The 24299-nt window shown below is 56.3% G+C and carries 22 protein-coding genes and 1 pseudogene; 11 read left to right on the top strand and 12 right to left on the bottom strand.

The window, feature by feature from the left end; translation table 11 throughout:
- Positions 1-318 (top strand): transposase (locus BLT65_RS45200; RefSeq protein ID WP_143036718.1); only part of this gene is annotated, 318 nt, incomplete at its 5' end.
- Between the two features lie 229 nt (positions 319-547).
- Positions 548-880 carry a hypothetical protein gene (locus BLT65_RS45205; RefSeq protein WP_091790566.1) on the top strand — a complete coding sequence of 111 codons (333 nt, stop codon included), beginning with the start codon at positions 548-550 and terminating at the stop codon, positions 878-880.
- Positions 881-1842: 962 nt separating this feature from the next.
- Here the strand turns inward: BLT65_RS45205 and BLT65_RS45210 are convergent.
- From BLT65_RS45210 to BLT65_RS45235, 4 genes are all read right to left on the bottom strand, one after another.
- On the bottom strand, positions 1843-2286 hold the full coding sequence (locus BLT65_RS45210; RefSeq protein ID WP_091790567.1) for a hypothetical protein: 444 nt from the start codon (positions 2284-2286) through the stop codon (positions 1843-1845).
- Positions 2279-3181: an STAS-like domain-containing protein gene (locus tag BLT65_RS45215; RefSeq protein ID WP_091790568.1), complete on the bottom strand. Its 903-nt coding sequence runs from the start codon at positions 3179-3181 to the stop codon at positions 2279-2281. Before BLT65_RS45215 ends, BLT65_RS45210 begins: the two co-directional genes overlap by 8 nt.
- A gap of 1158 nt (positions 3182-4339) precedes the next feature.
- Positions 4340-5038: a CHAT domain-containing protein gene (locus BLT65_RS45230; RefSeq protein WP_091790571.1), complete on the bottom strand. Its 699-nt coding sequence runs from the start codon at positions 5036-5038 to the stop codon at positions 4340-4342.
- 432 nt (positions 5039-5470) lie between these two features.
- Positions 5471-6436, bottom strand: a complete 966-nt coding sequence (locus tag BLT65_RS45235) for a helix-turn-helix transcriptional regulator (protein ID WP_091790572.1) — start codon at positions 6434-6436, stop codon at positions 5471-5473.
- A gap of 824 nt (positions 6437-7260) precedes the next feature.
- Between BLT65_RS45235 and BLT65_RS47000 the strand changes: the two genes are divergently transcribed.
- From BLT65_RS47000 to BLT65_RS45255, 4 genes are all read left to right on the top strand, one after another.
- Complete coding sequence (locus BLT65_RS47000; RefSeq protein WP_143036719.1) at positions 7261-7848, top strand: hypothetical protein; 588 nt, start codon at positions 7261-7263, stop codon at positions 7846-7848.
- Complete coding sequence (locus tag BLT65_RS47005; RefSeq protein WP_143036720.1) at positions 7848-9245, top strand: hypothetical protein; 1398 nt, start codon at positions 7848-7850, stop codon at positions 9243-9245. The genes BLT65_RS47000 and BLT65_RS47005 overlap by 1 nt, the downstream gene beginning before the upstream one ends.
- Positions 9246-10124: 879 nt before the next feature.
- Positions 10125-10538 carry a transporter substrate-binding domain-containing protein gene (locus BLT65_RS48865; RefSeq protein WP_143036721.1) on the top strand — a complete coding sequence of 138 codons (414 nt, stop codon included), beginning with the start codon at positions 10125-10127 and terminating at the stop codon, positions 10536-10538.
- Positions 10539-10542: 4 nt separating this feature from the next.
- Positions 10543-11973: an FAD-binding oxidoreductase gene (locus BLT65_RS45255; protein ID WP_091790575.1), complete on the top strand. Its 1431-nt coding sequence runs from the start codon at positions 10543-10545 to the stop codon at positions 11971-11973.
- Between the two features lie 665 nt (positions 11974-12638).
- On the opposite strand, the gene BLT65_RS45260 is transcribed toward BLT65_RS45255, so the two are convergent.
- The 6 genes from BLT65_RS45260 to BLT65_RS45290 all read right to left on the bottom strand — a co-directional run bounded on the left by BLT65_RS45260 (position 12639) and on the right by BLT65_RS45290 (position 17961).
- Entirely contained in the window at positions 12639-12848 is a 210-nt protein-coding gene (locus tag BLT65_RS45260) for a hypothetical protein (protein WP_091790576.1), read from the bottom strand.
- Positions 12849-12913: 65 nt separating this feature from the next.
- On the bottom strand, positions 12914-13252 hold the full coding sequence (gene phaP / locus BLT65_RS45265; protein ID WP_091790577.1) for a TIGR01841 family phasin: 339 nt from the start codon (positions 13250-13252) through the stop codon (positions 12914-12916).
- 208 nt (positions 13253-13460) lie between these two features.
- The gene (locus BLT65_RS45270; RefSeq protein WP_244187100.1) at positions 13461-14057 is read right to left on the bottom strand and encodes a 2'-5' RNA ligase family protein; all 597 of its coding nucleotides are present in this window, start codon (positions 14055-14057) and stop codon (positions 13461-13463) included.
- Between the two features lie 558 nt (positions 14058-14615).
- Positions 14616-16712 (bottom strand): Na/Pi cotransporter family protein, encoded by a 2097-nt coding sequence (locus tag BLT65_RS45280; RefSeq protein WP_091790579.1) that lies wholly within the window; start codon positions 16710-16712, stop codon positions 14616-14618.
- A 220-nt stretch (positions 16713-16932) separates the two neighbouring features.
- Complete coding sequence (locus BLT65_RS45285) at positions 16933-17205, bottom strand: hypothetical protein (RefSeq protein ID WP_091790580.1); 273 nt, start codon at positions 17203-17205, stop codon at positions 16933-16935.
- 321 nt (positions 17206-17526) lie between these two features.
- Positions 17527-17961 (bottom strand): NUDIX hydrolase, encoded by a 435-nt coding sequence (locus tag BLT65_RS45290; RefSeq protein WP_091790581.1) that lies wholly within the window; start codon positions 17959-17961, stop codon positions 17527-17529.
- A 340-nt stretch (positions 17962-18301) separates the two neighbouring features.
- Here BLT65_RS45290 and BLT65_RS45295 point away from each other — a divergent pair, with 340 nt between their 5' ends.
- Positions 18302-18688 carry a hypothetical protein gene (locus tag BLT65_RS45295; protein WP_208545910.1) on the top strand — a complete coding sequence of 129 codons (387 nt, stop codon included), beginning with the start codon at positions 18302-18304 and terminating at the stop codon, positions 18686-18688.
- Positions 18689-18873: 185 nt separating this feature from the next.
- On the opposite strand, the gene BLT65_RS48645 is transcribed toward BLT65_RS45295, so the two are convergent.
- The gene (locus BLT65_RS48645; protein WP_167306670.1) at positions 18874-19056 is read right to left on the bottom strand and encodes a hypothetical protein; all 183 of its coding nucleotides are present in this window, start codon (positions 19054-19056) and stop codon (positions 18874-18876) included.
- A gap of 409 nt (positions 19057-19465) precedes the next feature.
- Here BLT65_RS48645 and BLT65_RS45305 point away from each other — a divergent pair, with 409 nt between their 5' ends.
- The 3 genes from BLT65_RS45305 to BLT65_RS45315 are packed head-to-tail and all read left to right on the top strand — an operon-like array spanning position 19466 to position 23741.
- On the top strand, positions 19466-20566 hold the full coding sequence (locus BLT65_RS45305; RefSeq protein ID WP_208545911.1) for a DNA cytosine methyltransferase: 1101 nt from the start codon (positions 19466-19468) through the stop codon (positions 20564-20566).
- A complete protein-coding gene (locus BLT65_RS45310; protein ID WP_091790583.1) occupies positions 20563-22557 on the top strand; it encodes an ATP-binding protein in 1995 nt (664 codons plus the stop codon). Before BLT65_RS45305 ends, BLT65_RS45310 begins: the two co-directional genes overlap by 4 nt.
- The gene (locus tag BLT65_RS45315) at positions 22557-23741 is read left to right on the top strand and encodes a PP_RS20740 family protein (protein WP_091790584.1); all 1185 of its coding nucleotides are present in this window, start codon (positions 22557-22559) and stop codon (positions 23739-23741) included. The genes BLT65_RS45310 and BLT65_RS45315 overlap by 1 nt, the downstream gene beginning before the upstream one ends.
- Before the next feature lie 13 nt (positions 23742-23754).
- Here BLT65_RS45315 and BLT65_RS48320 read toward each other — a convergent pair.
- Positions 23755-23991: pseudogene (locus BLT65_RS48320) on the bottom strand (phage portal protein); the annotation flags it as partial.
- An 86-nt stretch (positions 23992-24077) separates the two neighbouring features.
- On the opposite strand from BLT65_RS48320, the gene BLT65_RS45325 reads away from it, so the two are divergent.
- The coding region (locus BLT65_RS45325; protein WP_143036722.1) for a transposase at positions 24078-24299 on the top strand (222 nt) is incomplete at its 3' end.

Here is a 24299-nt window from a genome sequence, read left to right on the forward strand (position 1 = left end):
ATCCCGCCCATTGCTGGCAAGCGCGGTCGCCCGCTTTCGAAGCCCCGCATTGTTCAGGGAGATCGGGGCTACGATCACGACAAATACCGCCGTCCGCTTCACGCCGCCGGCATCGTCACTGAAATCGCCCGACGCGGCGAGCCGCACGGTAGCGGACTGGGCAAAACACGCTGGGTTGTCGAGCGCACCATCTCATGGCTTCACAACTTTCGACGACTGCGCATCCGCTTCGAACGCCTTGCATTTATCCACGAAGCCTTCATGAAAATCGCCTGCTGCATCATCTGCTGGCGAAAACTGCAGAACTCATTTTGTTAACGCTTGTTACAACAATCACTCCGTCGAGATTCAAATCCGAACAAACCTGCAACATGCTTGGGCGACCGCGGTCGAGACGGTAGGAACGCTCATTGGGCAGGGCCTGAAAGCCGATCAGGGGGAGAAGGTCTGGCTCGACTTTTTTGCCTTAGTTTCCGCAGCTTTTGCCGTCCGCGAGGGCGTCGACGGTCCTCGCGATTTTCAGGAAATCCAAGCGACACTGCGAGAGATGGAGCGCGACCTGCATGTCATCGATCGGCTCACTGCGTTCCAGCGCGTGATGAAAGCTGCAATTGCCGATCCCGAGCGGCGTCTGGCGGCGTATTTTCTGATGGTACTTGATGCGCCGAACGAAGAAGTTAATGTTCTGTCATATGCATCCAACGAATTTGATCGAGCGACGGCGGAGTACAAACGAGTGGAAGAGGCAGCGAAGCCCGGGGTCGATGCAGTGCTGGTCGTCGCTGACTCGGCACACGCGTTGAGAGTCGCTTACCCGAACTATTTCGGCGACACGTCGCTATTCATCGCCGAGCTTCAAAACATCATCGCCAACGCATAGGCGATCCTGCTGATACGCGGCCCCATGCAAGTGTCACCGTTGGGACAATAATTGTGGCGCAACGCGCCAGGCCGGGGGGCTCGAATAGCTTCGCTGGCGCCGTTCCCGAACTCAGCAAGCTCGTCCTGCTTACGGCCCTCAACGGCGAACTGTCTTCATTCACCTCCGCTCGCTAACACGCTTCAGATGCAAATTTGAACCGAGGACAGCGATATCCGGATGTGCTCCGAAATCAATCGCATCTCCGATGGAAGCCCTGCGCGATAGAGGCTTCAGTCTCGTCATACTCCTTCAGTTTTCTCGTCGTGAAAGCTAAACTCCCATCCCTAAGGCAGTCATTCCAGTCTTAAAGCCGCCGACGTCAGCAATCCGCAGCATCATTGACGTTGAAGCGAATCACCTCGATGTCAGCAATGCCGATAAGCCTCCATCGTGCATCCGGCACGTTACGACCCTAAGTGGACCAGCAGCGCGCCGAAGGTCAACGACTCGTTACAAAGTGGAGCAGCCGTTCGCGCGGCAAAAACCGCGGACGGGACATTAGCCTACAACCGACTTTCAATCGTACGCGCTGACAAGCCCGCTCACTGCTGCAGACCGGCCGTACGTAGGAGAACGGCGACAAACCGTCGCTTCCAAATTCAACGAATGCAGCATCTCATGACTGCTGTCGTTGGTCGCGCCTGCTCGACCGCTACCTCAGATCCCGGGTCGCGGCCGGAATAAGTTGGCACCTGCGCAATGAGTCGGCGATAAGACAAGGGGAAATTTCGTGGACAAGGTTGCTGATACTTCAATAGCGGCAGCCGCCGAGGCCCAAAACGTGCTCGGTGCATGGGGCGTGGAAAGGCATCGGCGGCGCAGGTGAGTGAACGGTGTTGAGTCATTCCTCGGTGACAAGCAGATATCGTTTGACGTTCACTAAAATCTGAATATTCAATGAAGAAATGAGCAAGAATTTTTCAATAATGCAAATTTCTGATCTTCATAAGCTCGATTTTCAAGGACTCTCCTGTTATCAGGATCCGACGAACACGGTCTGGCTCAGGTTGTCCGCTCTTGTCATTAAAAGAGTCGCCGGTGCAGGCGCCAGTAAATTCATTCAAGCTTTTTGAGACGGATTCCTTATTGAATTTAGTATATTGTTTGTCCAAATATTGAATCATTAGTTCGATTTTTGTCTGAAATCCAATCGCGTAGTAGTTCGCAGCAGTTTTTGATCGGTCCTCGCTGGTCCAATATTCACAGGCGTACGCCTCCAGTTTCGATATTGACTGCGATAGCTCCTCTATTCTTTTTGATAAATCTTGTGATTTAATGGTGTATCGTGTTCTCCAATAATTTGTAAATATTGCTACTGCGGCCCCGATAAGGGCTGAGATGACGCTTATCGAGTATTTATCCATTTTTCTTTCCCGCATCTCGGATATACTGCAGAATACGAATTGCGTAGATTTCGTTCTGAGAAATGATGTTGAGTCTTGACTCGAGTTCCGATGCAGTAATTCCACGGCGCACAAGCCCACCGAAGGCGGCTTCTAAAAACGAGTCGGCAAGCCCATATGTGCCGTCTAAGTCGATTGTTACAATATCGGCTTTGTCGAGTGATTCCGCAATTTGATTTGAAAACGCTTCTCCCGAATGCGGACCATCATTTATGAATCGACCGGCTGGGAATGGACTGAAATCCTTTGCGATTGAGATCTCGACATGTTGAGTCCGCGTCCTTTTTCTTGATATATATTGAAATGATATTTCAATTGATGTTCCCTGAAAAATGGCGGTTTGGTCTCTCGAAAATCGATCCTCTTTTTGTGAATAAGCGACGCTTCCGTGGCGACTTTTTATGCGGAGCGACTGGAATGTTCCTCGCTTTGTAGTTTCAACGATACTCGCTATCCCTAGGCCGCGCCCCGGTTGGTTGATAACGGAGTGTCCGCTTGCGGCTGCTTCAATCAATTTGCTGTCCGCATCGCTATCGGAAAAGAGCTCACGCCGTGTATCCGGAGAGATCTTGTCAAATATCGATTTTGGAATCGTAACCCCGTAATCAACAATCGAAATTTGGGCGATCGATTCGTCTACAACGGCAATAGCGATCCGGCATTCGCAATTTGATCCTCTCTGGAAATTGATGGGATACGCATGGTGAATGATGTTGGAAATAAGCTCAGTCGCAGCAGCGTAAATCTCCGAAAGTAAAGTTCTTTCAATATCAAAATTATTATTTAACGTGTCAATCAGGCTGACGGCAGCCGATAGATTAGATTCTTGATACTCCCATTCCTTTACTTCTTCCATTTCTTATCCCGGTAAAGATCGTTTAACCTGATCGGCAAGTTTTCTAGAATTATAAACGCGCTCACCCACCTTGGTTGTGCATTCAAACGGGGTTCTTGCTGTCTCAGGCCCAAGCGGGCCGCAAGTACGCGTCGGCGGCGCGGGGACTCGTCGCTCATGACCGCTGAGAGGCGAGCGCCTGGAGCGCGTCGTAGAGCCGACTGACCAAAGCCGGCACCGCCGAAGATACGACACTGGCTCTCTGCGTTCGAGTGACAGCTTGCGAAGTGGAACTGCCTCTTGATTGGCATGGCAACGCAACGGATGAAGGTCGCCTTCTGGCCGGCTATACTCATTCACCTAAGCCGCGCGTAAGCTACCGTTTAAAATTTCAACGGCAGATCTGCAGTACCTTCATTGAACTGGTGCTCTCGGCCAAGAGGGGACACTCGTGCGCTCGCATACCTAGCCACTTGCATGGCAGCTTCGCACTCAGCAAACGGTCATTCGTCTCCGCAAGCCATGAGTTCATTACTGGCCATACTTGCACCCGTATTGATGACGCTATTGAGGTTGAGCGCCCGCGTCCCGGATTGAGTTAGGGCCTTCTATAGTCGAAGTACGAAGGCGTACCAGTGACAAGTCTTCGTCGAGAAGGCTTTATAAGAACGCAGATCGGTCGTACGTGAAAAAAGTGATAGGCAGACAAGCGTATGCTTTTCGCGTTCGAAGTGAACTATTCAGTCGGCATTCCCGTTCGACGCCGGCGGGCTCTGTTTGCTCGAGCCGACGGGTGGCTTGTTTCTGGGAGATTTGCGCAGGGTCTTTATTTTGTCCGTCTTACGCGCTGCCGGTTGCTCGACGAGTTGATCAGGATCGAGAAGGCGCGCGACCGCCTCAGAGACGCTTCGCATCTCGGCGCTTTCCTGTGCGAGGCGTTGCACATTTTGCGCATAGTCCTGAAGCGCATCGCATAGTGTCGATGCGACTGTGAAGGTTTCGCCGCCGGCCGTTGAGCCGCAGGCATAAATTCGAAAATCCTCACACGTGGTCCAGATGACGTCCGCCTGTATCCGCCCCCGGCGAGGAGCCGCGCAAACGACCTGACAAAGGCTGCGCGCGAGGTATTCGACTTCCGGTTCATCCTTGCGTTGGTCGTCTAGGTCAAACGCCCGGTCGTCAGTAAAGAAAACGACTTGGGATGTATTCGATGGGCACCCCACAAGAAAGCATTCGACAGTGATAGACCCATCCTTCGTGAAACGGAGTCGCGGGGGACACGCTGCGAGCGACGATCCTCGGCAAGTTGTGCAGACGGTGCGTGCGCGGGTCAAAGGCTGATGCTTTCTCCAGCACGGAGGATGCAGAATTGTCGTGAAGTGCCTCAATAATGCACTGTCCTACCTCAAAGGCATCTTGAACCGACCCGCCATGAAGAATGCGATTATAGAAAGCAACGGCCGATGCTCTCGCAGCCCCATTCGTGACTAAGGCTGTCGTTCCGATTGCGGCAGGAACAATCTCTACCACCGCTTCGGCCAATTCCTTGGAATTGCACGCATTGAAATAGACCAGTTTCGGCGGTCGCTCGTATTTTAGGAAGGTTCGGAGCATGGCGCCCGTCACCATCACTGGATCTCCCCTCTCATTCGCGAGAAGCAGCTGGCCGCTGTCACCGTGCCCGGAAAAATGTACGATATCTGGTTTATTAATGAGCAATTCGAGCGGCAGTTGCTCAACAGGTAAAGCGTCGCGGTAAGCCTTGCCGAGCCAGACGCGGACTGCCGACCGCGTTGGCTCAGTCAGCTTAAATTGGACGGGCCGCTGGGTCTTTCGCTGAACGACTTGCGCCCTCGGCAAGACCTGTTGAATGACCACTGCTCATAGACGTGGTTCGACGGAAAGGTAGTTTCAGTGTCGCTAGGGAATGGGATCGATGCGTGCAGAGGCTGGCAACAGAGGGGCGACATTCCAAGGTAACGGTTCATCGATGCGGTTTATCGGATGATCGGCAATACGCTCGATAACGTAATGCAGAGAAGTCTTCGGGATCGATACATTCAGGTGTGCCGTCGACCGCTTCACGCGCCGCCGCCTGCGGCCTGCCGGACAGCGCACGACGCGTTTTCACGCAACCGACAGAGTCATAGCGTGCCTCGAAACCCTCTCTGATTTATGCATCGATACGGTCGGAGTCTCACGCTCCAGAGGGCTCCCTGGCCGTCGCTTCGCCTAACCTCCCGGTGTGGATAATCGTGACTATATCTGAAGCTTCAGATATTCACGAACCATGGCTGCCCTCCTAAAGTCCTAAACCTGTGTGAGACGGAGTTCCGCTGACAACTCAGCGTTGTTTCTGGCTCCAGCCCGCCCGTGGATGGCGCGAAGATGGTTGTTGACGGTGGACGGTGCGATGTCCAATACTTTCGCGATCTCCTTGTGGGTAAAACCGGACGCAACCAGTTCAGCGACCTCGCGTTCACGATGAGTGAGATTGTCGATCGGCTCCCGCATTCGCGCCTTCAGGAAAATCAAGCCATTGGTGGGAAATGGAGCAACTACTATCCGATCGCCCGAAAACGGCTTATGCGGGTTTTCAATCAAACGTTGAAATAATGGCCGCGGTAAAACGTGGTTGGTTGAGCCAGGCCATTCCGATTGCATCGCGCAATGAAAACGCGGTTCTGCGAGACACAGCAGCCCACCCGGATCAGCGACTGCGACCCCCCATCGGTCGTTCCCGCTTGTGTTTCGGATACGCTCAGCCTGCAGGTGCTGACTGACCTTCATCGCCTCCTGAAGATGGGGGAACGCCAATTGAATCAACGTACGGTGCTGCTCCGAAAACCCCTTGTTCTCGTACGCACCATAGAGTGATATCGAAGCTGCATGGCCGGTGCCCGGGTTGTAAAGGCCCGTGATCAAGCCCTGCTCATGTCGGTATCGACGAGCGTAAGCTTGCAACGCCCGTGAATGTGAAGAACGATCTGCGAGATTGCAGTTCAATGTCACACCTGAATGAGCCATGCAATAAAAAGCAACCTCATCATCCTCGCGCACCAAATTATAGTCGTTCAGGCTCTCCGTCGAGTCGTTATACAAATACGGAGCGTGAAATACAATGCCCTGCGAATCGACAACTCCGTTCGCCCAGCGGGCAATGTCGAACGGTATTGCCCCTCTTAGCAGGCGTAATGCTTGCAACTGAAACTCTTCGAAAGGCGTTTCGCGAGCGCAACGATATAGCGCTAACAAGAGAGTATTCAACTCGTCCATTGCCGACCTCTTCTTGTTTTCCGTGGTTGGTGCTCGCTGACGCGCAGCTTTCCAAAGTATAGCCACAGCCAACAAATCGCTGTCTCAGGGCTAACGCCTAGACAATTCGATTTTTGTCAGACGATTGACAGGATCGTGACGCAGCCTCGGTTAAATCCGGGCCGCAAGAAATGCTTGCAGCGCTTCCGGTCGATGTCGTCGCTGTGCGAAACCAGATGCTGTATCGATGCACATACCGCAGTGCACGCGAAAGATGGCACTGATCAGATCTTTAGCAATCGCTCCACTGAATACATGACACACCGCGCATAGTGAATTTTGATCATGGACCCCTTCGCCAACCTTTCCCATATTGTTCTCATGAACTTCGAACGTGGGGCGTGGATTTTGATATCGGTAACCGGGTATTGCAAGTCGGGCATATGAATCGCCAATTCTGCTCGCTGGATTCCCAACGACCTTTTCTTGGTCGCCTTGCGACTTTCTGTAGTGGTAGAGGCGGGACATCTCGCGCAATGCCCGTACTCAACTATGCGCTAGTGTCATCGCTAAAAGAGTGATGGTAGATCGAACCGAAAAAGCCGAGGTACGCACTTGCTACGCGTGCAGGGCTAGTGCATGTAGTGCCCAACATCTCGGGTAGCGATAGCAAATTCTTGGCACAGACTCGTGATGTCGGTCACCTGCCGCGTATCGGGATTGCTCGTTTGCATGCCACGCAACGAGCGGACGGTTTAGGCGGGCGGGGCGTGTTATGCGTTTCCGGCAAAGCCTTCAGCCTCGTCATCCTAGGCTAGGGGGCACGTCTTAAGGAGAGGCGCAGCATGAACAGGATCGTGTTGTGGGGATTCTCGCTGGCGGCATTGGTTTCTGGCTGTGGCGGTGGCTCTGATTCATCGTCGCTGGCGGGGGGGAGTACCGCCTCGCCCTCTCCAGGCACCGTCGTTCCTACGGCGGAGACAAATGGCTCGTATTTGCTCACAGGTGCAGATACAACCATTGCAGGAATTCCGGTTCCGCCGCCTCCCAGTGACGCTGCAAATTCTACGCCGGCCGGCATAGACGTGGATAGGAACGGAGTGCGGGATGACGTCGACCGCCTCATTGCTACCGCATTCGGTTCGAATGGACAGGCTTACACAGCGATGCTGACAGCGGCCAAGCGCCTCCAAGCCATTGTAGCCCCAGCTTCTCTCGACCAGGCATCTATCCAGACCCTGGTCGATTCGGGAGTGTCGCAGTCAAGATGTCTTGCCGTCACCTCATTCGCGGGCGACTATGCTGCCGCCTCGCATGCACTGCAGGTTGTTATAGGCGCTACTTTGAACACTCCAGATCGGATAAAGCGCTATCAAGATCGGGTCAGCAAGACTTCCGCAGTCATTGATATTGATCTTCCGGGAGCATGCTGATGACCTCGATCCAAAGAAATATCTGCCGTCGCTTTCTGGTTGCGTTCGTCGCCCTTAGCGTCGGCGCGACCACCGTAGCCGCGCCCTTAAGCGGTACGGGTATTCCTAATTGTCCAGCAGCAGGCTACTCCGTTTACTACGTTAATGGTGTAGACAACACTCCAGAGGACGCCACGCTATCCGCAATAACACTCGCGAGCCTTGCTTTGCCAGCCGCCTTGGATTCTTCGATTCTCGCCCGAACTAAAGTACGCACCATCTACAACGCAACCGACGGTATCCCGCTGGATCTCCTTGAATCAGCGGGCCAAGTGGTTACAGGCACCGTCACCAATACTAGTGCGTACCTGACAGCGGCCTGGGTAGGAATATTTGGTGGGTTATTCCTGCCGATACCCGGCCTAGATGGCGTACTTACGAAATTCGTCGACTCTTTTCGTGCCGCAGTCACTAAAGTAATCAGCTCCGCGTCGGTCAGCAAGGTACTGAATGACGCCGTCCCAAAGATCGTCGCCGACCTGAATTCAGGTCGAGTGGTCGTTGTCATCGCTCATTCACAGGGAAATTACTACGCCAATCAAATCTACGACGCAGTGAATTCTCAGGTACAGCCGTCGAGGATGCCGCTGCTACGTATTGTCAATGTTGCTTCGCCCACGTCGCTCCACATTAGCGGCCTGTACGTGCTCAACAGCACGGATGTGATAACAGGTCTGAACAAGGAACCCATCACGTTTACGCCTGATGGTATTAGCCTTCTGTCGACGCTCTCTTTCAATCGGGATTCTTTCAAGGACATGTTGGGCCACAATTTTGTCACCACATATCTATCCTCAGTTCCAGGGAATGGGACCACGCTTTTAAATCAGATAGTACTAGCAATACAAACGGCGGTTAGCAGAGGCCTTATAGCAGCGGTTGAAAACTGCCCCAGTGGTGGCGGGTTCTCAAACGTGAACCTGACTTGCAAACGCAACCCTGACGGCTCTGCGCTTCTCTCAGGACTGTATACAGCCGAACTACTCCCTGGAGAGCAAATAACTGCTGTGGATTGGTCTGCACAATATTTATCGGGGTCGACTGGTAACTGCCAGACTCCCACATATGCCGCGCCTACGGGGGCAAATTTGCCACCCGGCGATTACTCGAACACGAATTGCGTGCCTTCCGCAGGGTTGAATCTACACCCGGTCTACTATGCGACGTGTCACAACCCGTTAAGCGGCGTGCCACGAAATATCTGGGTCACCTTGAATAGCACCGTTCCCAAGACTTATTTGAATTCAGGTTCAGTACTTATGATGCTTTGTCGAGCAACGACGGCGAACTTGAATAGCACAATCCCCCCCGGAGCACGTCCTAATGTCTCACTGGACACCTTGATAGCCTGCAACTGAAGCATGCGGCCAATGAAGCCGTCTCGATCCGTGCGCGTTAAATAATGGAGGCGGCGAACTGCTAACGCTATCTCTACCGCCACCGCCGAGTCTGCAGTGTTCCTCTGCTTTATGCCGCCACGGTTAGCAATGCGCCAGATTGCTGACATAGAACTCAGGACGCGCGAATGTCGGCATTGGCCGATCTTAAGTCGTTGTCGGTGGAAGCATTACTGCCAGGACTTCGGCCAAACCGGCCGTTGGCACGAGCATCGGCCAACGGCTGCTGTGGTCGCTGACGTCGGCCCCGCGAAAAGTTCGAACGACGACTTGGTTCCCGTTGGGGGGCCAGCAGACGACCCGTTACCGACATACGACCCGGCACGACTGCGGTGACAGCTTCCAAAGTACAACGGCCGTTCAATCAACGACATAGGTTGGTTGGAGGTTGGCCTGTGGGACACTGCCCGCCGTGAATTCAACGCCCCTTTCGAGATTCAGGAAAGAGAATGAATCTCGACATCATGGTCGACGGGATCACAATTAACGACCGGTCGAGTTCGAGCGCCGAAACGGGGAAGTACCGCTTCAAGCACACCCGCTTTGCGATCAGCCACTTGACATGGAAGCCGTCTCCGTGGTCCGTGACCCCGCATGCTCATTCGAGAGGCGGGAGGACGTCCTTGAGCACGTCCCGGAGCAGTGGGGCAACGCTCCTCCAGCACAAGCTGTAGAAGTCGCTCGGCGGCCGCCTGACGTGCTGTCGTCGGCCTGCACGACTGGTATTCATTTCACTCATGCTCTTCATGAGAAAAGATCGATTGGCGTCCAATAGTCACTGCGAATAGATTGCTTGATTAGCGCAAGCGCGTCATTCATACGCGACCCAGAAGGAGATCCATGCGAAGCGCCACCGCACCCTGTTCGAAGTTGCCCGACGTCGGAACCACAATCTTCATCGTGATCGGACAGATCGCTGCCGAGCACGAGGCGCTGAACCTGTCTCAAGGGACTCCAGATTTCGCGCCCGACCCGGCGCTTGTCGAAAGCGTCGCGCTAGCGACGCGCGGGGGGCACAACCGGTATGCGCCGATGGCGGGCGTCGCGTCGCTACGCAACACGCTCGCCGAAAAGATGGGACATCTCTACGGGACCCACAAGATCCTCGGCAAAGGCATCGCGCTCGGCCTTCGCAAGGGCGACGACGCGTTGAAGGCGAAGTGGAACGCGGCGATCGGCAAGTTGAAGACTGACGGCACCGTGAAGTCGCTCGGCCAGAAGTATTTCGGCAACACGAATATCTCCGCGGAGTAACGAAATGCCCACTCACGATATGACGGCCGCGCGCGGCGAACCGGATCCCGCGGCAACGGACGAGTGCATGATCGACGACGAGCTCATCTCCGAGCTCGGCGCGGACATCGTCACGCGGTCGGCCGATATCGACCCGCGCTACTTCACCGCGTACAACGAGGCGCCCGGCCCGCGGCCGCGCGCGCTCGTGCGGCCACGCAGCGTCGACGACGTGTCGCGTACGCTCGCGCTATGCATGAGACTCGGCCAGCCAGTCGTGCCTCAGGGCGGACTGACGGGGCTTGCGCGCGGCGCGTTCGCGCTCGAGGGCGAGATCGTGCTGTCAATGGAACGCTTCACGGGCATCGAATCGATCGACGTGTCGGCTGGCACGATTACGGTGCGCGCTGGCACGCCGCTGCAGACGGTTCAGGAGGCAGCAGAAGCGGCCGGCTTCACGTTCGGCGTCGATCTTGGTGCGCGCGGGTCATGCCAGATCGGCGGCGCAATCGCAACGAATGCAGGCGGCACACGCGCAATCCGCTTCGGGATGATGCGCGAGCAGGTGCTTGGGCTTGAGGCGGTGCTTGCAGACGGGACCGTTGTGTCGTCCATGAGCCGGATGCTGAAAAACAATACCGGTTACGACCTGAAGCAATTGTTCATCGGTAGCGAGGGCACGCTTGGCATCATCACGCGCGCCGTGCTGCGGCTTCGTCCGAAACTCGCCGCGCCTGCCACCGCGATGTGCCGTGTCGCGGATTACGCCACGGTGGTCCGGCTCTGGGAGCGGATGCGTGCGGTGCCGGAGGTCGTCAGCTTTGAGGCCATGTGGCCATCGTTTTACAGGTATGTCGGCAGCCACACGCCTGATGTCCTCGCGCCGTTCGCCGGCGAGGAGGGTTTCGCAGTGCTGATCGAGTACGCGACGAGCGCGCCCGGCTGCGATGCGACAGAGACGCTTGAGGCGTGTCTTGCCGACAGCTTTGAAGCGGGGCTCATCGACGATGCAGCGCTAGCGACGTCGCAGCGGCAAGCGCGAGACATGTGGCTGCTTCGCGAAGGCCTCGCGATTGACGCGCTGCCGAATCTCGTCAATTTTGATGTGAGCCTGCCGACCGGCGAGCTCGGCACATTCGCCGAACGCTGTGAGGCGGCGCTACAGGCGCGTTGGCCGGGGATCGTAAGCCTTTTCTTTGGCCATATCGGCGACGGCAACGTGCATATCGGCGTATCGCTCGTCGAACTGAACAACACGCTGGCGGACGAACTCGATCGAACCGTCTACGCTGTAGTGCAAGAAATGGGCGGATCGATTTCGGCGGAGCACGGAATCGGCGTGCTGAAACGGCCCTACCTCTCCTGCACGCGCAGCGATGCCGAAATAAGCTTGATGCGCCGGCTCAAGGCAGCGCTCGATCCCAAGCATATCCTGAATCCCGGCAAAGTACTGTGACGCCGCGCAGCACCTCGGAAATTGAGCAAAGTCGGGTATCTGGGCGATGCGGTCCTTCGAATGTCCGATAGCATGTCTGGTCGAACGGCCGCGAGTGGCCAATTGCACCTGCTGTGACGCTGTGCCACAAAGCTGCCGCTCGTCTTGGCGTATTCTTTCGAATGCCGGCTTGCGGCAAACCTGGCCGAACGCGTACGGTCGGCCAGGAAGAGTCGTTCGCTGGCACCGTCTCTCGGACATTCAGGCGTCGGCTCCGCCCCAGGTAGCGGCCGTTCATTCGAAATGTGAACGTTGCTTCATCGGTCATTGCCGAAATTCATGTATCGGTGTCGGTGAGTCGGCTAAAGGTCCGCCTTATCCCGACATCCGCAGCCGCATTCCGCCCAAGCCACGACTACCTGCGGGCGCGGATCCAATGACACCCGTCATGATGGTCGAGATTCCTGAGTAACTGCTCGCGACGGTGTTCGCGTCGATAGTGTCCAGCCACCCCGATCGCTGCAATGACCAGCGCAAAGGTGCCGATCACGATACCGATCCGTGACGCACTCATTTTTGCCTCCTTCGTCGCAGAGGGTTCGAGACGTTGACTGGTCAGCTTTCGTGCAAAAAACGGTGCCGCCTTGACGCAGGGCCTACACGCCGTTACCCAGGCAAACGGCGGATCATCGTTGCAGATAACCCATGCGGGCAACGGCTTCCAGGACCGCCTTGCCGTTCGGCGTGATACGCGGGGATTGCCGGCCTGCCGCAAGGGGTTCAAGCGTGACCAGCCGCAGGTCAAGCAAGGTGCGAAGCTCGAGACGGTCCGTTTCGACCTGATCCGGCGCATCCCTGACTACCATCAGTGTTGTGAATTCGTGCGGGCTCAACACGGTTGCCTCCTGGGCAAGCGAAGCGACAAGGCTTACGACAGCGCCTTCACCTGTCGACCATCAATTCAGGACTTCGAATTGTATCGATATTGCGCTTGTGCTGTCTCAACCCATTTCGAGTGGGTATCGCGCACGATGTCACAGAAATGGCCTGCGTACGACAGTGCCTGCTCTGACACCGACTGAGCCCGGCTTGTGTGTCGCGTGAACAGTTCCTCGGGTGTCGTGCTGGACAGCATTTCCAGGGACCGTTTCGCGCTCTCCGCGCCCGCCGCCCTGGCTGTGGCCAGGTTCAACTCAACCAGCCGGAGGAAGCCGTCGAACCCCCGATCTGTCAGGGTGAACAGGGTGGCGACGTTCGCCCTGTTTCGCTCGATCAAATGCTCGGGCGTAAATGCGCTCATGCGTTTTCTCCTTCGTTGCTTCCGACAAGCGCCTGACCATTGTCAGGCAAGAGATCGGTGCTTTATCGGGCTGTGGCCGACGACCTTGAACCTGACCGTGCAAAGACTGTTTTGGTCATTTAGAACAAACATTCTAACTTTGTGAAACTGGCATTCAGAGTACTTCTTCATAGGTAAATACCCTGACACGTTCGGTAGAACTCTTTTGCTATGCCCGCGAAAGACTGAAGACATGCATTTCCTCCCATCGGCCCGACGCATTCCCGAGCAGGGTCACCGTGTCGCACGCTGACCGGATCAGTGGCGATGTGCGAAGGCGTTGCTTCAATTCGGTTGCGGCAGCATGTACGTCCGACGCATCGCCGTGCGCTACGGTGAGGTGTGGAACAACGTCGTCGTGTGCACCCTTGTATGGGTAAAACATGGGGAAGCTCCTGGCCAGCGCCGTTGTCAACGCAACGAATGGTTCTGGAGGATCCGGTGAGAGAAAGAGGGTCGACGGAAATTGGAGCTGCCCCATGAACCGTCCGATAGCCCCTAACGAAAAGCTGAACGACGGCATCTTGCCTAGCGCGACTTGCGCTTGATCGATGACTGCGGGTGTGATGTCAGCGGCCGACATGAAGGGGAACAACACGGTGATATGTGCGGGGGCGCCCAGCTTGCAGCTGGCATCAAAGCGCATGCGCAGCTCACCTACTAACCGTTCGGCTGCGGGCACCTTGACGACAAACGCCGATATGGACATATGGGAACCCTCGCAACTGGCATCGGTATCGCCATCCCGCCACCATTGAACTGACACCGCGCCTCGGTGCCGTATGGACAGAACTGAAACGCTTCCGCTCCCGCGTATTGCACAAACCCGGCCCGGAGCGCACAGAAGTTTTTCCGACGCGGCCGTGCAGTTATCGATGTCGGTGCCTGATTTCGCGTCCGGCATAAACAGCCAGAAAAGCGCCGATGAGCATGGCGGCCATCGCAAGCGATTCATCAAGGCGACTACCGGGTTGCGATGACTTCGCATAGATCCAGGAGGCGATCCCGACCAATATAAGGAACAGGCCCAGAATGAGCCCCCAAACCGGCCCTGCCGAATGGGACCGCAATCTGTGAGACATTTTCATTGCCGTACCCCGTGACACAGTGGTTGCTCGCTGCCTGCGCTTCATGAAGGCCCACGACCAGGCACTCCTCTTTCAGGGTAGGCGGCGTCAGTTCTGGCTTCAAGTGGACATGGATTCGCGGATATAAGAATGATTCGAAACCGCAGCAGAGAAATCTATGCCGTCTCACGACCGACTGGTCGTTGTCCGGATTCGGGATAGCTGCCGCGACTGCAGCGCCCGGTGGTCGCAGCCGTTCAATGCCTGGCGAATGCAACAACGATAAGCAGCACGACGACGAGTGCAGCCAGCCATTTCACCAGAATGACCAGCCTTCCCACTTTCTCATCAAGCGCGCCAACCGCCCCGGCTTCCTGAATGCCCCCGCGCCCGGGCGGCGCATCATCGTCACATGAACGCACTGCCTCAGGAGCACAAAGCCTCATCCCGGCCAGCTCAAATGCCATGTGGGTCACATAGCCTGTCGCGACTTCGGGCAAACCGGTTGCGTTGACACTGTCTGGCCTGAGAAACACGCAGGCGTCACCATGCAAATCTGCGACTTCCGGCGTGAGCGAATAAAGATTCTTCAGGGACAGCGCAAGTTTGACGTCCGTGAGCCGCGCAGCGTCAATACCCTCGATGAGACCCTGCATGCTGCCTGCCGGTACGTGGAACGATGCCCACCACTGGCCGGGCTCCTGCATCTCGTGATCAGCAGCGTTGTAGCCAAGTCTGGCCGTACCGAGCGGGATGTCAGAAAACGTGATGCCCAATGCATCCTGCCATTCGCGAAGGCCACGATGATCGCCATCATTGAGTTCCCGCGCCGCAAACGTGACGCTGACGGCGTGCTTCCTGGTCCAGGGTTCTCCAATCACGCACAGATATCCGTCGTCCAGATGCGCGGTTCCCTGTATGTAGGTCGTCAGGACCGATTGCCTCGGTTCTCCTGTGGGTTCCACCCGTCGCACGATTCGAAGGTCCTGCAGTGTCAGCCAGATCGATCGGGCTGCCTCGTACCGCAGAAGCACACCGTCGTCCGTTGTGCTTTCAATCATATGCTGTCCGCATGCGCGAATACTGGCCCGGTTACCCGGGGTATCCCCGTCACGAATTGAAGGTCCCGGTTGAGCATCGGCTCGCCGTTCATCCTCTTCATGCCGGATCGCGTCGCGCGACGGCAGCAGGTTCCTTCCGTTGAAATCGACCCGATCCAGAATGTCGTCGCGCCGATGGGCGACTCTGCCGGGAAGCGGGGCGCATTCTCGCGGACGCTGACGGACCGCGACCAACAGTTCGCCTGGATCGGCCTTGAGGCGCAATGCCAAACGCATTGCCCGATCGTGTGCCTCCTGCGGAACTGGCATAGCAGCCTGATCGTCATGAAACGATCCTGACGGGTCAGCGACCTTAATGAGCGCCGGCATCAACTGACCAAGCAGGTTGCCGTACGGAGTAAGCAGTGGCAGGAACAGCCCGGCCAGGATCACATTGAACAGTGTGTGGAAGTCCGCTACCACACGCCCGTTGTCGGGCTCGATGGTGACCATGAACTGTCCGATTGGCCCGAGTGCAGCGAGCACGAGGGTGACGCCGGTCGCCAGGATGAGAAGGTTGCCCACTGGAAGTCGCCTCGATGCCGGATCGTCGGGAACGGTCCATTCGAGCACCGGTTTGATCGCGGTGCCCAGATTCGCACCCAGCACCAGAGCGAATGCGGTATCAGGCGGCACGACGTTCTTTGCGCAGAGGGACGCGACCAGCAACACCGCAGCAACGTTTGAATCCGCGGCCCAGCTCAGGCTTGCCGCGAGCAGCACATCAACAATCGGTACGGTCGACGCGGCACCCAGTAGCACGCGCAGGCTGGGCGCGTCTTCGTAGTCGGTCATCAGATCGAGCAGTTCATGCATCGCGAGCAGCATCAGGCCAAGACCGATGAAGGCGCGACCCAGATCATGAGCACGCGTGTTCGATGTCCTGCGAAACATCAGCACGCCGACGAGTATCAGCGCCGGCGAGACCCCCGCGACATCGAACGACAGCACCTGCACAATCAGTGTCGCGCCGACGTTCGCGCCGAGCATGACGGCGAGCGCCGGAACAAGCTCAACGCGCCCCGCTGCAGCAAGACCGGCTGTCATCGAGCCGGTTGCCGTACCGCTTTGCGATACGGCCGCCGCGCCCATCCCGGCAACGAAGGCGTGCCCCCGATCGCACAGCGAACGTGCGAGAAGCGACTGAAGCCCCGCGCCGAATGCCCGCTGCATGCCCGTCTGGACCATCTGCGTGCCCAGCAGCAGAAGCGCGATGGAACCCGCCAGATCGATCAGCGTGAATGTCGTCGGCATGCCCGCGCTCCTGTTGTGCCGTCTTATTGCCGGTTCCTGACACGCTCCGGCCTGTCGCCGCTCTCCATGTTCATGAGCGCCGCAGGCACCCGGGATGAACACACGCCATTGTCGGGAAAATTTTCAGGGGCATTGGTGCGCAAACGCACAGCCAGTCTGCCAGCGCATCGGAAGTGCGAATCACTCACGCGAAGCAGATCAGTGACGTGGAGGCGCAATGCTAGCTGCGGTCGGGGTTTCCCAGATCGTCGATCAGGCAACGTCCAGCCAAAAAGCCGCCCATCAGGGCGTCTGGCTCGTTCCGGAACGGGCGGCCATCCGCTTCTCCAAGCCGCAACGGCGCGAAACATGAAACGGGCTGGCCCGCCTTTGCGATCGTTACGATGGCCACGTACCCAAGTCCGTAATTTGATTGACCGGTATCGGCCGGACCGGGATGCGCCTCGACGCTGACCTCGACTTCGAACCCGAGGTAATCGTAGATGCACTTCATATGACCCCTCCGGAGAGCGCCGGCTCGGGCGGGATTTGCCGAAAGCATTCTCGCGCGGCGAATCGACACTCGCGACGCGACATGGGGAGATGCAGGCAGTCAGCCTGCCTCACAACACCAGCATACGCCTGCGCATATCGGCCTTCTCGACGTCTCTGTCAGCGCCAGTCCGACTGCGCGTGGCAGCCTTCATCAACCATCACACCGGTTCGAGGTTGCCGATCGTCCGTTGCACGCCTGCGACGGAGGGCGTTCCGGACATGTGATGCTTAAGACTTGACCCGGCGAAGGCGCGGTGTTTCCTGGACGTACGTCGGATTTTTATTTCGCCGCCACGGTCATGCCTTCGCCGGCTGGCGTCGCTGTCTGGTCAGATGGCACAGCCATTGGAAGCCGTCCATGCGGAAACAGCAGTTCGACGATACCGCGTGTGGGAACGCTTGCCGAAAGTGTGGCGATCTTCGACGGCACAAACCATCGGCATCGCACAATTTCGTTGCCCGGCTGTGCGACCGCGTCGGCCGGCACGCCAGCCAGAAAGACATTGTGCAGCGTGCCAAGACCACGAAACTGGAAGAGGTAGATCAGCTTCGTGGCAACAAGTCCCGTCTCCTCTTCAAGCTCGCGCCGGGCGGCATCAACAGGCGCCTCATCGCGCCTGATCCTGCCGCCGGGCAGCGCCCACCTTGAGCGCGCCCTCGCGACCAGCAGTACCCGCCCATCACGGATACAGAGCACCGTTGCCCTGTCTTTCATGCGCAGTCTGACCTGTTAGCGACGCGCCGATTTTTTGACGACGCGCGCGATGAAGATGCGCCGTCAAATATTCGGGGCTTATGAAGCTATTCGCAGCAGGCGGCGATCCGCAAGGCGTGACTTGCAACGGAGCCTCCATGTGCAGTCCGCACACCCCGACGTCACAAAAATGTCACAATTATGCGTTTTCGGACCTCGACTTTTGGACTATCGGGATCTGAATTTCAATAGATTGCGCTGTCGCTGCGTGACTGCACACGGGTTCTCCCGGACCTGTGCGCAGCGGATAGCCACGTCAGGCACGCGAGTCTGCAAGTACGGCAAGTAAAGGGAACATGCCATGACACGGACGTACGAATATAACGGGTTCACCCTGCAGGTCGCAGTCGAATCCGGTTTCTGCAGCCGCTCGACAGATTGCCCATCAGCTCATCCGGGCTATGTCGCGATCGTCCGGATTTGCGAGGCAGGCAGCGCGGTGCCCCGCCTGTCGACACTCAGACTGGGTGAAGCAGGCGGCCACCCGTTCGATAGTGAAGCTGACGCCCTGAATGGCGGGTACATCGCAGCGCGTACGATCGTGGACGATCTTTTCGGTCAGGACGTTGCAGAACGCTCCGACACGCCCTTGCGGCAGTCACCGGGAGAACTACCTCTACCGGGGGTATTGCTGTCCTTCAGCGAACGCGCCCAAGGAACGGCACACGAGCGCACCCGTCGAATGTGACGCTGGTTTGCCAGCTTCCGGACGCGACACGTTCCCGTCAGTACACTTGGCACCCCTCGAATGATGGGGTAATCGAATGAAGGGACTTCCCCTCCTGCTGGCGTTGATGAAGGCTCGACTCTCCATCATGGCACTTTGATGCCGATTCGCGGCTTCCGCCGCAGCCTCGGGACGGGGAAGCCCCTTCATTCGATTACCCCAAGCTGCAGAAGGAAGGCGACGAGACCACGAAGCGGGCCGACCGGCGCGAGGCGGACCATCGCTGGACGGTCGAGGCGTTGCAGGCGCAGCTCGGTGACGCGCGCCATTAGGCGAGCGTGCTGCAGGGGCGGCTCGATGCCGTACAGGCTACGAATGAAACGCTGCAAGAACAGCTGGCCGCACGACGCGAGGTGGACAACCGGGCGCTCGCGGGGTGCGGGGCGGGAGGTGGCGGACCGGTTGGAGGGGTGATGGGGCTGGCAGGGCGTCAGGTGGGGCGGTAACGGGGCTGGGGTGGGGCGCTCGGACGCAAGGCTAAGAACCGCAGTCCCGCTCCCCGCCCGGCCTCTTCAAAAAAGGGCGTGTTTTGACGCGCGGCCGTTAACGCAGGTAGACGCAAAAATCTGACGTTTAGGCCGAAATAGTCACGACAAACGACAAAACTAGACTGGCGACATGGAAGCGGGATCCTGTTGGGCCTCGCCTTAGGCGAGCATTGCTTGTTCCTGCCCCGAGATTTCCCGCAGTACAGTGTAAAATCCGGCAACCCAATTTCGGGGGGGGGGGCTCGATAAGATGTTAACGCCCGAAATTTCACAATATGAAAAAGCCGCAACCAAGATTATGGCCGAGTTGATCAGCGCGCCACCGCTGGAACAAACTGTTCAACGCCCCGCACTTCCGTATATCTTGAGCCTCTTTTGCGGGCCTGGCGGGCTCGATTTGGGCTTCAAGAAAGCAGGCTTTCGTATCGCACTTGCGATCGATAGATCCGCTGCTGCCGTCAATACTCACAAGCGGAATTTCCCCCGCTCGAAATCTATCTGCGCTGATATCGTCCGACTAGGGCCGCGCGGAGTCGTGAGAGAACTGCTTGACGCCATACCCGACGGCGTTTCAATCGGAGTCATTGGAGGGCCGCCTTGTCAGGGTTTTTCGCGTGCAAATAACCTCTCGCATGCCAAGGATCCGCGCAATGTTTTGCCTGCGTTGTACATTGAGATCGTTCGAGAACTTCAAGCGCATTTCTCGGTTGAGTTTGTCGTCTTCGAAAATGTACTTGGCATAAAGGACAGGAAGCACGTTCGCACATATGACAAGGTCGTCACGAAGCTTGGCGAGGCCGACTTCGATGTCAATGAATTCCAGTTATCTGCCTTGGATTTTGGCGTACCGCAAAAGCGCGAAAGAGTCATCTTGATTGGGACTCGGGCGAGTGCTGGCCACAGTGCGGTAGTGCTTGAGAAGAGGAAGGGCAAGCAAACCGTTCGCGAGGCCATTCATCATCTCGATGAGCCGACATTCTTCCAGCGTGGATTAAGTTCTAGCGATATATCAACGCACCCGAACCATTGGACAATGAACCCTAAATCGAAACGGTTCAGTACTCCACCGCAGAGATGGAAGCCGAGTCGAAGCTTCAAGCGTTTGACATGGGATGAGGCTAGTCCGACGATCGCATTTGGAAATCGGGAGATACATGTGCATCCGTCTTGCACTCGGAGATTGAGCATATACGAAGCGATGTTGCTACAAGGATTCCCAGACAACTACGTACTTGAAGGCAATTTCTCTGAACAGGTCGAGCAAGTTTCGAACGCTGTTCCGCCACCGCTGGGACAAGCAGTGGCGCTGGGGATTCGGCGCGCAATAAAAATGAATGGGAGAAAAAAATGACAGCGGCCGCTGCAACATCAAACGCGGCATTTACCGCTGAAGACCAGAGGCTGGCAGATCAGGTTCGTAAGAGCTTGGGCGCTGATAATGTTGTCGAGACAATTCTCAAGACCGACGAGCGTGTGATTGCGCGCGTTACGGATGGAATCTATCGCCAACCCGGCTCTGCGCTTCGAGAGTTGATTTCGAATGCATACGATGCTGATGCAACCGAAGTCCGAGTTCGCACTGACGCTCCGGCATTTTCCAGAATTTCCGTGGAAGACAACGGTCATGGAATGACGCCGGAGGCGCTATCGCACTTAATCCATCATATCGGCGGAAGTGCGAAGCGTAGTGGCTTTGGTGGAAAGCTCGGCGTAACCGCTGAAGATGATCCCTTGTGCAGTCCAGCGGGTCGCCGGTTGATCGGAAAAATCGGTATTGGTCTGTTCTCGGTATCCCAACTCACCCGCTCTTTTCAAATTATCACCAAAGTCAAAGGTGATGATTTCAGGACTGTTGCGACTGTTGTTTTAAGGCAATATTCCGAAATAGAAACCACGGGCGGGGGTGGTGAGGACAAGTTATTCGAATCTGGTCGAGTAAATATTTGGCGAGAGCATGCGCTCGACAACGAAACTCATGGCACGACTATCGTGTTGACGGGAATTCGACCGCAAGCACGGGATACGCTCCGAAGCAAAGAGATTTGGTCGGTTGTAGAGGAAAACGAACGCCAAGAGGAAACGGAGCGAAGAGATGACATTCGCCCACCCAAATATCACATCGGGCGCATTGATAAGGATCAGCCGGATCACCTCAAGCCTCTTGGTGAGTACGAAGACGTCGACAATCTACCTTGGGAGCCGGAGGATTTGCCCGAAGTAGCTTTCCAAAAATTGGTCGACGCGGTTTGGGGGGAGGTCAACGCAAAGAATCCTAACCCTCGATTGGAAGAGATTTTTGACTACTATTTGCGAATGGTATGGCAGTTATCTCTGTCAATTCCTGCGCAAGCAGTAGACGGTAATCTTTTCGATTTGTCGATGGCGGAACACTGCAATCTTTTCAAGCTTTCGAACAAACGACGCACCGCTCCCGAACCTATCGAACTGCGCGCTGGTGAGTCAATGCGCGATAAGCTTGACTTGGAGGCTGATGCGAGCGCTGGCATGCCATTTGACGTTTACTTTGATGGGCTTCGATTGCGGCGTCCGTTGAAATATGTCGGCTTACCTACGACCCAGCATGCTCTAAAGAGGCCACTGGTGTTCGTTGGAAAGTGTGATGAACGCTTCTCCAAGGTGCCTGTCGAGCTCAGCGGTGGGCCTCTAAGGTTTGAGGCGTATTTATTTTGGAATCCGAAAATTGCGCCGACCGAGCACCGCGGCTCACTTATCCGAATCCACGGGGCCAGTGGGACGCTATTTGACCCCACGTTTATGCGCTACATGATTTCCGAACAGACTCGTTTGAGTCAGATAACGTGTGAAATCTTCGTTCAAGAGGGTTTGGATAGCGCGTTAAATATCGATCGCGAATCTTTTAATTTCGCGCATCCTCACTCGGTTTTTATAACTAAGTGGCTCCACAACGCGCTGCGACAACTTGCCAGTACTCAGAAGCGACTTGCGAGTGAGATTCGTAATCGCTCGCGTGAGCAGGAGAGGGCATCCAGCGTCGGGGATATTCGACAAATCGTAGAAGATACGTGGCGTTCGGAGACTGACGACGTAGCGGCGGCCCCTCCCGACGTAGCGTTTACTGACCAGTTTGCACTTGAAACCGCAACACGGGATAGCGCTGAAACATACGTATTTCCTAAGCGAGTTGTTGCCTCGGCCGAAGTTGCTCAGCGGAACAGGCAGGCACAAGAGCTCTTGGAAGAAAAAATGAAGGGGATTGCTCAGATTCTCATTGGATTCGGGGTCTTTGAAAATTTGAGTCAGCCGAAGCAGGAGCGTTTGCTTGCGGCAATATTTAAAGTAATCTCGGAAGAAAGCCATTGATGGATAACAATTCGGAACACGAAGACGATCTGGCGGCTGACATTATCGGCGAAGGCACGTATGAAGCAGCGAGGCCGCTGAAGAAGGCATTTCTACCCTGGCATCGACCGCGAAAGCAGTATGTACGAGAGCGACAGTGGATTTTTCACATTAGGCGAGCGCTGAAAGAATTCAAGAAGATCGACGACGAACCACTTCGGTATCTTGGGCTTCCTGGAGTCGATTTGCTTGACTTGCGATACATCCATGAGAGGGTTTGCGAGGAAAAGAAGCTGCCTCTGCTTTTTCTCGGATTCAATACATGCAATCCGCATACCGATGCGGGTGCGGAGTTGAATATCAGTCTCACGGAAGTTCGGGCGCTACCGCAGGTCGTAAAGGACTCTGATGTCATCGGGGCGGATTTCCGTCAGATCGGAGTCTTGACTTCAAAGGCTTATCAATACGCGAAGAAGACCGGCCCTTATGATGTCGTCAACCTGGATCTTTGCGATTGTTTCGCAGCAGAGTCTCCGGACAAACTCGATACGACGCACTACGATGCGATGAAGGGACTAATAACGTTCCAAGGGCGCCGAGCTGAACCGTGGTTGCTTTTTTTGACTACCCGTGGCGGGAGTGGGGACGTACATCCCGGCGTTTTGAGCAAACTTGCCAATAAGTACAAAGCGAATTTGGAGCAATGTGCGGAATTCAGAACGGCTTCGAACGAACATCTGAAAATTGATTCGATTGCAGATGTGGATGCTGCGCTCCAAGCTCCCCGCGGCGAAGTTGACGTGTTTCTTACGGCGCTTTGTAAATGGCTGCTCGGCGAAGCCCTTGCCAATATGCCGCCGACGACCGTGCAACTACTTGGCGTCCTGGAGTACCAGGTCAACGAAAGGGCGAAGACTCCTGACCTGTTTTCTATAGCGCTCAAGTTCGCTCCCGGCAATTACGTGCCGCCAGACGCACTAGGCTTGGCTCGTCCAGCGGGGAAAAAACCGACAGAGTGCGAACATGCCCCGGCGTTGGTTCCCGGAATCGCGCTTAGGAAGGACGTCGATGCCACACTGAGCGGCGACCCCAATCTTCACGAGGAGATGTCCGTCGGCATGGAGTCGTTACTGGTGCAGGCTCGCTACGACGGAAAGGCATTTCGGGCTTGGGTTGCAGAAGGATGTCCAGTGCATCAATTTTAGTCTGGCGATAGAACTATGGGGACGTGGTGTTTGCAGCTGCCGCCGAACTGGCGACAGAATCAATACGATGCGGCACAAACTTCACGATCTCATCGTCGGCCCATTCATTGACCGCGAGGAATTGCGCCCACAGAGGCGCAATCTCGTTTCGTCCGAATACCTTCGCGGCCGTGTCAGCCGCCCCGAATCCGCCCGTATTGCTCGGCACCATGCCGAGCAGTTGTGGCGGCAGGCTGCAAGCCACTTCTAGGTAAGCGCGCAATTTCCCCCACCTAGCTTTTGCGTGTATCAAGAGCCACGATTGCGTCCGCAACCTCTAACTTGCGGACGCAATTTATGACCCGGGATGACCTTTCGTTTTTGCCTTTGCGGGTGACCCGCGTGGGCGTGGGTGGCAAGCGCAGCTTCGATGTGACGGGTAAGCGCCTGCTTGTGGAAGCCTGCCAGCAGCCAGGCGCGTCACTGTCGGGCCTGGCATTGAAGGCCGGGGTGAACGCCAACCAGTTGCGCAAATGGGTTCGACTGCACCGGCAGGCACAAACGCGCGCAAGTAACGAC

The sequence above is a fragment of the Paraburkholderia steynii genome (assembly GCF_900100565.1).
GTDB lineage: Bacteria > Pseudomonadota > Gammaproteobacteria > Burkholderiales > Burkholderiaceae > Paraburkholderia > Paraburkholderia terrae.

Bases quoted from the DNA above. Each gene is read 5' to 3' on its own strand.
- BLT65_RS45315 (WP_091790584.1), top strand. From the start codon at position 22,557: ATGGATAACAATTCGGAACACGAAGACGATCTGGCGGCTGACATTATC.
- phaP (WP_091790577.1), bottom strand. From the start codon at position 13,252: ATGAGCGCATTTACGCCCGAGCATTTGATCGAGCGAAACAGGGCGAAC.
- BLT65_RS45290 (WP_091790581.1), bottom strand. From the start codon at position 17,961: ATGAAAGACAGGGCAACGGTGCTCTGTATCCGTGATGGGCGGGTACTG.
- BLT65_RS47005 (WP_143036720.1), top strand. From the start codon at position 7,848: ATGACCTCGATCCAAAGAAATATCTGCCGTCGCTTTCTGGTTGCGTTC.
- BLT65_RS45285 (WP_091790580.1), bottom strand. From the start codon at position 17,205: ATGAAGTGCATCTACGATTACCTCGGGTTCGAAGTCGAGGTCAGCGTC.
- BLT65_RS45235 (WP_091790572.1), bottom strand. From the start codon at position 6,436: ATGGACGAGTTGAATACTCTCTTGTTAGCGCTATATCGTTGCGCTCGC.
- BLT65_RS45310 (WP_091790583.1), top strand. From the start codon at position 20,563: ATGACAGCGGCCGCTGCAACATCAAACGCGGCATTTACCGCTGAAGAC.
- BLT65_RS48865 (WP_143036721.1), top strand. From the start codon at position 10,125: ATGCGAAGCGCCACCGCACCCTGTTCGAAGTTGCCCGACGTCGGAACC.
- BLT65_RS45305 (WP_208545911.1), top strand. From the start codon at position 19,466: ATGTTAACGCCCGAAATTTCACAATATGAAAAAGCCGCAACCAAGATT.
- BLT65_RS45255 (WP_091790575.1), top strand. From the start codon at position 10,543: ATGCCCACTCACGATATGACGGCCGCGCGCGGCGAACCGGATCCCGCG.
- BLT65_RS45280 (WP_091790579.1), bottom strand. From the start codon at position 16,712: ATGCCGACGACATTCACGCTGATCGATCTGGCGGGTTCCATCGCGCTT.
- BLT65_RS45210 (WP_091790567.1), bottom strand. From the start codon at position 2,286: ATGGATAAATACTCGATAAGCGTCATCTCAGCCCTTATCGGGGCCGCA.
- BLT65_RS45205 (WP_091790566.1), top strand. From the start codon at position 548: ATGGAGCGCGACCTGCATGTCATCGATCGGCTCACTGCGTTCCAGCGC.
- BLT65_RS45215 (WP_091790568.1), bottom strand. From the start codon at position 3,181: ATGGAAGAAGTAAAGGAATGGGAGTATCAAGAATCTAATCTATCGGCT.
- BLT65_RS47000 (WP_143036719.1), top strand. From the start codon at position 7,261: ATGAACAGGATCGTGTTGTGGGGATTCTCGCTGGCGGCATTGGTTTCT.
- BLT65_RS45295 (WP_208545910.1), top strand. From the start codon at position 18,302: ATGACACGGACGTACGAATATAACGGGTTCACCCTGCAGGTCGCAGTC.